This is a genomic window from Bacillus cereus group sp. BceL291, from assembly GCF_051776705.1.
Classification (GTDB): domain Bacteria; phylum Bacillota; class Bacilli; order Bacillales; family Bacillaceae_G; genus Bacillus_A; species Bacillus_A cereus.
This window is the reverse complement of the sequence record NZ_JBPWAP010000233.1, coordinates 1-649: the sequence shown is the minus strand read 5'-3', so window position 1 is coordinate 649 and position 649 is coordinate 1. Positions and strand designations below refer to the sequence as shown.

Sequence of the window (649 nt, the reverse complement as noted above, 5' to 3'; positions counted from 1 at the left end):
GTGGTCGGCAACACTCTATCTACAAATATAAGTATCTCATATAACTAGATACTCACGGGTTTATAGGTAAATCCCTTTCCTAAAAAACCTAACTTTATCATACGAGGAGGTGAGAACTTGGAAAGAATTCACGAACTCATCAAGGCATTGAATATAAGCGATGTTATTACAAGTACTCAATTTAAAGTAGGTGGTGCTATCGGTGGTGGATTAGGAACAATAATTAATTTGTTATATGGTAAAGCGAACTTAATTTGGATCTCGATTTACTGCTGGATTATCATGCTCGACTGGATTACGGGTAGTAAAGCTTCAAAGCTAGATGGAACATACTCATCACAATATGGAATTGAGGGCATCACGAGAACCGTGGTGCTTTTATCATTACCAGCCCTTGCACATTTATTTGATATTGCTCTTAAACTACCTGATTTCTTTTTCTTCATGGTAGTCGGTGGATTGAGTTACCACATTTTTAATAGTTTCGCAGCAAACTGTGCACGAATTGGCTGGGAAAAATGGATTCCTGCATGGTTATTAGGCCTAGAACCAGCATCTTTGAGTAAATCGTGAATTTCGTAATTTTCTGAACGTTATAGTGAGTTACCTTATATATTTTCGTCACAGAAGAGTCATTCTGTGACACTTT

The 649-nt window shown here is 37.1% G+C and carries 1 protein-coding gene; it reads left to right on the top strand.

Annotation, left to right across the window (positions count from 1 at the left end; translation table 11 throughout):
• Nucleotides 1–117: 117 nt before the first annotated feature.
• Complete coding sequence (locus ACS2CR_RS34330) at nucleotides 118–573, top strand: phage holin family protein (protein WP_153603202.1); 456 nt, start codon at nucleotides 118–120, stop codon at nucleotides 571–573.
• Nucleotides 574–649: the final 76 nt, after the last annotated feature.